The following is a 7,637-nucleotide window of genomic DNA, read 5'->3' on the forward strand; positions in this document are numbered from 1 at the left end:
TGTTGACGACTCCATTCCCGGATCATGGTCGACGATAGCGCGATCCATAGATTCATGCGCTCGGCCTTCGGATCGATCTGGTCTCTGGAGCTGCTGCTCTTGCTGCGCAGCAGGCCGGAGCATTGCTGGACGCGCCAGGAACTGATCGAGTCCTTGCGCGCCAGCGAGCAGGTGCTGACGAAGAGCACGGCGGACCTGGTCGCGGCCGGACTGGTTTCGGTCGACGCGGAGGGCTGTGCCCAATATGCTCCGTCCTCGCCGGCGCTTGCGGAAACGGTCGATGCGGTGGCAGCCTTCTACGCGTCGCGGCCGGCAGCGGTGAGGCGGCTGATCGTCGGCGGCGCTGCGGATTCGGTCGTGAACTTTGCCGATGCGTTCCGCTTTCGAAGGGATCAGGGGGAATGATCTTCGAAACATGGTTTCCGGGGGCAGTCTATCTGCTCTGTTTCCTGACCAGCGCGATCTGTGCCTGGCTGTTGATGCGCAGCTATCTGCAGGTACGCGGCAACATGCTGTTCTGGAGCGCGCTGTGCTTCGGGCTGCTGGCGGTCAATAACCTGATCGTGATCTTCGACCTGATGATCGTGCCGGTCGATCTCGGGCTGTATCGCCTCGCGGCGTCGCTGCTGGCGATCGCGGTGCTGCTGTTCGGCTTCATCTGGCGGGGAGACGAGGCATGACGACGCCTGTGCTCAATGCCTTTCTGAGCGGCATGATCACCTGCGGCTTCCTGATCGCGACGCTGTTCTTCGCTCGCTTCTGGAGCCGGACGCGCGACGGCCTGTTCCTCGCCTTCGCCGCCGCATTCGCGCTGCTCGGCTTCGGCCAGGCGCTGCTCACCCTGTCCGGCATCCCGGTCGAGGAACGCAGCCCGCTCTACCTGCTCCGGCTGGCAGCCTTCCTGCTGATCATCGTCGCGATCATCCGCAAGAACGCGAAGGCTTAGGCCAAACCCGCGCAGCGCCCGATCGCGGCGCGGAGCTGGTCGATCGTGAACGGCTTCACCAGCACCTCGACATCGTCCGGCCGGTTGCCGATCGAGTCCGGATCGGCATAGCCGGTGATCAGCAGCCCCGGCAGCGTCGGCGCGTGCTCGCGCGCCTTCTTCAGCAGCTCGGAGCCGGAGATGGTCGGCATCGCATAGTCGGTGATCAGCAGGTCCCAGCTCTTCTCGCCGCCTTTCAGCCGCTTCATGATGCTGTTGCCGTCGCGCACCGAGGTGACGCTGTGGCCGAGCTCGCCCAGCATCGCCGAGGTCATTGCACGCACGCCCTCGTGATCGTCGACCAGCAGCACGCGCAGCGGCCGCATGGCCTGTGCCTGCACGCAATCCCGGGCGGCGGCCGCGAACAGCCCCTCCTGCTCCGGCGCCCGCGGCAGCCAGATGGTGACGGCCGTGCCGTGCCCGACCTCGCTTTCGATCTGCACGCCGCCGCCCGATTGCCGCGCAAAGCCATAGACCATCGACAGGCCAAGGCCGGTGCCCTTGCCGACCGGCTTGGTGGTGAAGAACGGCTCCATCACCTGCTCGATCATCGCCGGCTCGATGCCCTGGCCGGTGTCGGAGACGGACAGCGTCACATACTCGCCCGGCGGCAGAGACAGCGCGGCGGCTTCGGTCGGCCCGCGATTTGCGGCGGCGATCGTGATCGTGCCGCCTTCCGCCATCGCGTCGCGCGCGTTGATGATCAGGTTCATCAGCGCCAGCTCCAGCTGGGTCTCGTCGGCAAAGGCGTGCCAGCTGCGGTCCATGCCGTCCCAGCGGATCTCGACCAGCCCGCCCAGCGTGTGGGCGAGCAGCTCGTTCAGCCGGACCGACAGCTCCTTCAGCTCGATCGGCGCCGGCTGCAGCTTCTGCCGCCGCGCGAAGGCGAGCAGGCGGCGCACCAGCTCGGTGCCCTGCTCGGCCGCATGGCGAGTCATGCCGAGCACTTTCTTCTGCTCGTCGGCAAGCTGGAGCCGCCGCTCGATCAGGCCGATGCCGCCCAGCACCGCCGCCAGCAGGTTGTTGAAGTCGTGCGCGACGCCGCCGACCAGCTTGCCGATCGCGTCCATCTTGTGCGCCTGGAGCAATTGCGTCTCCAGCGCCTTGCGCTCGGTGACGTCCAGCAGCGTACCGGCGAACTCGCCCGGGCCGCCGTCGTCACCGGGCAGCAGCACCGCCTGGTCGTGGAAATGCCGATAGCCGTCATCGGCCGCCCGCCAGCGATATTCGATCGACAGCCGGCCCGTGGTTTTGCGCTCCTCCAGGCACGCGAGCACCCGCTCGCGATCCTCGGGATGCAGCCGTTCCTCCCAGATATGCGGGTCCGCGGCGATCTGCTCGATGGTGAAGCCGGTGATCGCGGCCAGGTCGCCGCTGATGAACGCCGGCCAGCGCGGGCTCCGATCGAACGGTTCCAGATACAGCACGATCGGCAGCGAGTTGATGATCGCCGCCTGGCGCTGCTCTGCCACGCGCAGTTCCTGCTCGGTGCGGATCAGGTCGGCGGTGGTCTTCAGGTTCGCCTCGAGCAGATCCTCCTGCTCGCGCGCCTTGCGCTGGATTTCGCGCCGCATCCGGAACAGGTCGACGAACACCGCGACCTTGGAGCGGAGCACCACCGGCTCGACCGGCTTGAACACATAGTCGACCGCGCCCATCGAATAGCCGCGCAGCAGATGCTCGGTTTCCTTGTTGACCGCCGACAGGAACACGATCGGCGTGCGCTTGGACTGGTCGCGCCCGCGGACGATCTGCGCGACTTCGTAGCCGTCCATCCCCGGCATGTAGACGTCCAGCAGGATCACCGCGAACTCGTGCTTCAGCACGTGCCGCAGCGCTTCCTCGCCGGACCGCGCCTCGACGATGTCGGCGACGTCCTCCAGCACCGTGCGGATCGCCAGCAGGTTGCGCTCGTCGTCGTCGACGACCAGCACCCGCGCCCGGTCGGGATCGGATTGCAGCGCGCGCAGACGCGGCATCTTGGCGGGGGAAAGGTCCATCACGATTGACCGTTGCGTCTTCACGCTCATTCCGCGGCCGATTGAGTGATCGGTTCGGCGATCAGGGTGGTCCGCGCCCGTGACCGGTCGATCCACACCCTCAGCAAGGCCAGCAGCAGGTCGATATCCACCGGCTTGGCGATATAGTCGGACGCGCCCGCGTCCAGGCATTTCTGCCGGTCGCCCTTCATCGCCTTGGCGGTGACGGCGACCAGCGGCACGTCGGCCAGCATCGGCCGCTGCCGGATCTGCTGCATCGTCTCATACCCGTCCATTTCCGGCATCATGATGTCGATCAGCGCGATCGCAATGCCGGGCGTCTCCTCCAGGATGCGGATGCCGTCCCGGCCGCGCTCCGCATGCATCACTTCGGCGCCGAAGCTCTCCAGGACGCTGGTCAGCGAGAAGATGTTCCGGATGTCATCGTCGACGATCAGGATTTTCGCGCCCGCAAGCTCGGGCACCTCGCGGCCGGCGGCTGCCGTCTCATTGTCGTTGCCGGCCCGCTTGCCGCGGCGGAGCGCCGGTGCAACGGCGCCGGGCAACGCCTCCAGGCTGTGCACGATCGGCACGTCGCAGGTCTCGTTGAGCCTGGCGAGCGCGCTGCGCACGGCGGCGCTTTCCTCGCCCCGGCTGACGACCAGCAGCGGCGTGCCGAGTGTCGCCAGCCCCGCCAGATCGCGTGCCGCTCCGGCGGTTTCGCCGCCGGCCAGCACGATCAGGTCGAACTGGTCGATGCCGAATTTCTCCTGCGCCCGCGCCAGCGTCGATGCGGCCTGGACCTCAACCAGCGGATCGGCGACGATCTGGCCGATCGACTTGCGGTCCGCTGCGGCTCCGCCGACCACCAGCACCCGCCGCTCCGCGCGGTGGATATGCGCGTGGATCGACCGGAACACCTCCACCAGCTCGGCGCGTTCGGCCGGCTTTTCGGTGATGCTGAACGCGCCCAGCCGCGACACCGCCTGCACGTCGGCGGCGCCGGAGATCACATGGATCGGCAGGTGCCGCGTCTGCGGATCGTGTTTCAGCAGGTCGAGCAGCACGAAGCCGTCGATGTCGCTCAGCCCCAGGTCCAGCGTGATTGCGTCGGGCTGGAGCTTGCGCGCCAGCGCCAGCGTGCCCGATCCCGCGGTGGAGACGACGCCCTTCAGCCCCGCCTCGCGCGCCAGGTCGAGCAGAATCGACGCGAAGGTCACATCGTCCTCGACGATCAGCACGAACGGGTCGTGGCCCAGATTCTCCCGGTCGTCGACCACTTCGGTGGTGGCCGGCAGCGCCAACGGAACCGCCGCGCCGGTGTTTTCATAGCGCGCGGGCGTGCTCGCCGGAGCGTTGCTCGCCACTGCGCCGGTCTCCAGCGGCACGAACAGCGTGAAGGTCGATCCCTCGCCCGGCTTCGAGCGGACCTGCAGCTCGCCGCCCAGCATCCGCGCGATCTCGCGGCTGATCGAGAGGCCGAGGCCGGTGCCGCCATATTTGCGGCTGGTGGTGCCGTCCGCCTGCTGGAACGCCTCGAAGATCAGCTTCTGCTTGTCTTCCGGGATGCCGATGCCGGTGTCGGTCACGGCGATCGCGATCGCGCCGTCGGCGGCGCGCAGCACCGGATGGTTGGTGCTCCAGCCGCGATCGACGGCCTTGACCGACAGCGTGACGCCACCGTGTGCGGTGAACTTGAACGCATTCGACAGCAGGTTCAGCACGACCTGTTGCAGCCGCTTTTCGTCCGTCCTGATCGAAGAGGGGAGGGCCAGGTCGAAGACGACGTCGAACCGCAGCCCCTTGTCCTGCGCAAGCTGGCGGAACGTGCGTTCCATATGCTGTTTCAGCGTCGACATCGGCATGTCGCCGACCTCGATCGAGACGGTGCCCGATTCGATCTTCGACAGGTCGAGAATGTCGTTGATCAGGCTCAGCAGGTCCGATCCCGCCGCGTTGATCGTGCGCGCGAACTCGGTCTGCTTCTCGTTCAGATTGCCCTGCGGGTTGTCCGCGAGCAGCTTCGACAGGATCAGCAGCGAGTTCAGCGGCGTCCTGAGCTCGTGCGACATGTTCGCCAGGAACTCGGACTTGTATTTGGACGTGAGCGCCAGCTGCTCCGCCTTTTCCTCGACGGCGCGGCGCGCCATCTCGATTTCAAGGTTCTTCGCTTCGACCTGCTTCTTCTCGTTCTCCAGCAGCTGCGCCTTTTCCTGCAGCTCCTCGTTGGTCGCGTGCAACTCTTCCTGCTTGGTGGTGAGCTCGGTCTGGCGGGCCTGCAGCTCCTGCGTCAGCAGCTGCGACTGCTTCAGCAGGCCCTCGGTGCGCATCGTCGCGGCGATCGTGTTCAGCACGATGCCCACCGATTCCATCAGCTGGTCGAGGAAGCTCTGGTGGGTCTCGTTGAACTCGCCGAAAGAGGCGAGCTCGATCACGGCCTTCACATCGTCCTCGAACAGCGCCGGCAGCACCGCGACATTGGCCGGCTTTGCGTGGCCGAGGCCGGAGCCGATGCGGATGAAGTCCGCCGGCACGTCCTTCAGCACGATCGCCCGCTTGTCGGCGGCGGCCTGGCCGATCAGCCCTTCGCGCAGCCCGAATTTTTCCTTCAGCTCGTTCTTGCTTTCGGCGCCGTAGCTGGCGGCGAGCTCCAGATAGGTCTCCGCCTCGTCGCGCTGCGTCACGTAGAACACGCCGTATTGCGCGTTCACCAGCGGGGCGAGTTCCGACATGATCAGGCTGGAAACCGTGGTCAGGTCGCGCTCGCCCTGCAACATGCGGCTGAACCGCGCCAGGTTGGTCTTCAGCCAGTCCTGCTCCGCATTCTTGAGCGTCTGATCCTTAAGGTTGCGGATCATCTCGTTGATATTGTCTTTCAGCGACGCCATCTCGCCCGATGCCTCGACGGCGATGGAGCGCGTCAGGTCGCCCTTGGTCACCGCGGTCGCCACGTCGGCGATCGACCGCACCTGGTTGGTCAGGTTCGCCGCCAGCTGGTTCACGTTGTCGGTCAGGTCGCGCCACAGGCCGGCGGCGCCCGGCACGCGGGCCTGGCCGCCCAGCCGGCCTTCGATGCCGACCTCGCGGGCCATGTTGGTGACCTGGTCGCCGAACGTCGACAGCGTCTCGATCATGAAGTTGATCGTCTCGGCCAGCGCGGCGATCTCGCCCTTCGCGTCCAGCGTCAGCTTGCGCTTCAGATTGCCCTGCGCCACTGCGGTCACGACGTCGGCGATGCCGCGCACCTGGTTGGTCAGGTTGTTCGCCATCAGGTTGACGTTGTCGGTCAGGTCCTTCCAGGTGCCGCCGACGCCCGGCACCTGCGCCTGGCCGCCCAGCCGTCCTTCGGTGCCGACCTCGCGCGCCACGCGCGTCACTTCGGAGGCGAAGGAGTTCAGCTGGTCCACCATCACGTTGATGGTGTCCTTCAGCGCGAGGATCTCGCCCTTCACGTCGACGGTGATCTTCTTGGACAAGTCGCCGCGCGCCACGGCCGTGGTCACGTCGGCGATGTTGCGGACCTGGCCGGTCAGGTTGTCCGCCATCAGGTTGACGTTGTCCGTCAGATCCTTCCAGGTGCCGGCGACGCCCGGCACCTGCGCCTGGCCGCCCAATTTGCCCTCCGTGCCGACCTCGCGCGCCACGCGCGTCACTTCGCTGGCGAAGGAGTTCAGCTGGTCCACCATCGTGTTGATGGTGTTCTTCAGCTCCAGAATCTCGCCCTTCACGTCGACGGTGATCTTCTTGGACAGATCGCCCAGCGCCACCGCGGTCGTCACTTCGGCGATGTTGCGGACCTGGCCGGTCAGGTTCGCCGCCATCGCGTTGACGTTGTCGGTCAGGTCCTTCCAGGTGCCGCCGACGCCCGGCACCTGCGCCTGCCCGCCGAGGCGCCCTTCGGTACCGACCTCGCGGGCCACGCGGGTCACTTCGGAGGCGAAGGAGTTCAGCTGGTCCACCATCACGTTGATGGTGTCCTTCAGCTCCAGGATTTCGCCCTTCACGTCGACAGTGATCTTCTTCGACAGGTCGCCGCGCGCCACGGCGGTGGTCACGTCCGCGATGTTGCGCACCTGGCCGGTCAAGTTGTCGGCCATCAGGTTCACGTTGTCGGTCAGATCCTTCCACGTGCCGGCGACGCCTTCCACCCGCGCCTGGCCGCCCAATTTGCCTTCGGTGCCCACTTCGCGCGCCACGCGCGTCACTTCCGACGCGAACGAATTCAGCTGGTCCACCATCGTGTTGATCGTGGATTTCAGCTCCAGGATCTCGCCGCGGACGTCGACCGTGATCTTCTTCGACAAGTCGCCGTTCGCGACGGCCGTGGTGACCTCGGCGATGTTGCGCACCTGACCGGTCAGGTTGGCCGCCATCAGGTTCACATTGTCGGTCAGGTCCTTCCAGGTGCCGCCCACGCCCGGCACCTGCGCCTGGCCGCCGAGCTTACCGTCGGTACCCACTTCGCGCGCCACGCGGGTCACTTCCGAGGCGAACGAGTTCAGCTGATCGACCATGGTGTTGATCGTGGATTTCAGTTCGAGGATCTCGCCCTTCACGTCGACGGTGATCTTCTTCGACAAGTCGCCGCTGGCGACCGCGATGGTGACGTCGGCGATGTTCCGGACCTGCGCGGTCAGGTTGCCGGCCATCTGGTTGACCGACTCGGTCAGGTC

5 protein-coding genes are annotated in these 7,637 nt (G+C 66.4%); 3 read left to right on the forward strand and 2 right to left on the reverse strand.

The genetic code is table 11. The features are described 5' to 3' along the window. The first annotated feature begins 24 nt into the window (after positions 1-24). The 3 genes from VFT73_RS07865 to VFT73_RS07875 are packed head-to-tail and all read left to right on the forward strand — an operon-like array spanning position 25 to position 946. The gene (locus VFT73_RS07865) at positions 25-405 is read left to right on the forward strand and encodes a hypothetical protein (protein WP_326409696.1); all 381 of its coding nucleotides are present in this window, start codon (positions 25-27) and stop codon (positions 403-405) included. Further along, complete coding sequence (locus tag VFT73_RS07870) at positions 402-680, forward strand: DUF5985 family protein (RefSeq protein WP_326409697.1); 279 nt, start codon at positions 402-404, stop codon at positions 678-680. The genes VFT73_RS07865 and VFT73_RS07870 overlap by 4 nt, the downstream gene beginning before the upstream one ends. Then, on the forward strand, positions 677-946 hold the full coding sequence (locus tag VFT73_RS07875; RefSeq protein WP_326409698.1) for a DUF5985 family protein: 270 nt from the start codon (positions 677-679) through the stop codon (positions 944-946). Before VFT73_RS07870 ends, VFT73_RS07875 begins: the two co-directional genes overlap by 4 nt. Here VFT73_RS07875 and VFT73_RS07880 read toward each other — a convergent pair. Then, positions 943-2,985, reverse strand: a complete 2,043-nt coding sequence (locus tag VFT73_RS07880; RefSeq protein WP_326409699.1) for a response regulator — start codon at positions 2,983-2,985, stop codon at positions 943-945. The genes VFT73_RS07875 and VFT73_RS07880 overlap by 4 nt on opposite strands. A gap of 26 nt (positions 2,986-3,011) precedes the next feature. Beyond that, the coding region (locus VFT73_RS07885) for a HAMP domain-containing protein (RefSeq protein ID WP_326409700.1) at positions 3,012-7,637 on the reverse strand (4,626 nt) is incomplete at its 5' end.

Origin of the sequence: Sphingomonas sp. (assembly GCF_035758555.1) — a bacterium.
Lineage (GTDB): Bacteria > Pseudomonadota > Alphaproteobacteria > Sphingomonadales > Sphingomonadaceae > Sphingomonas_B.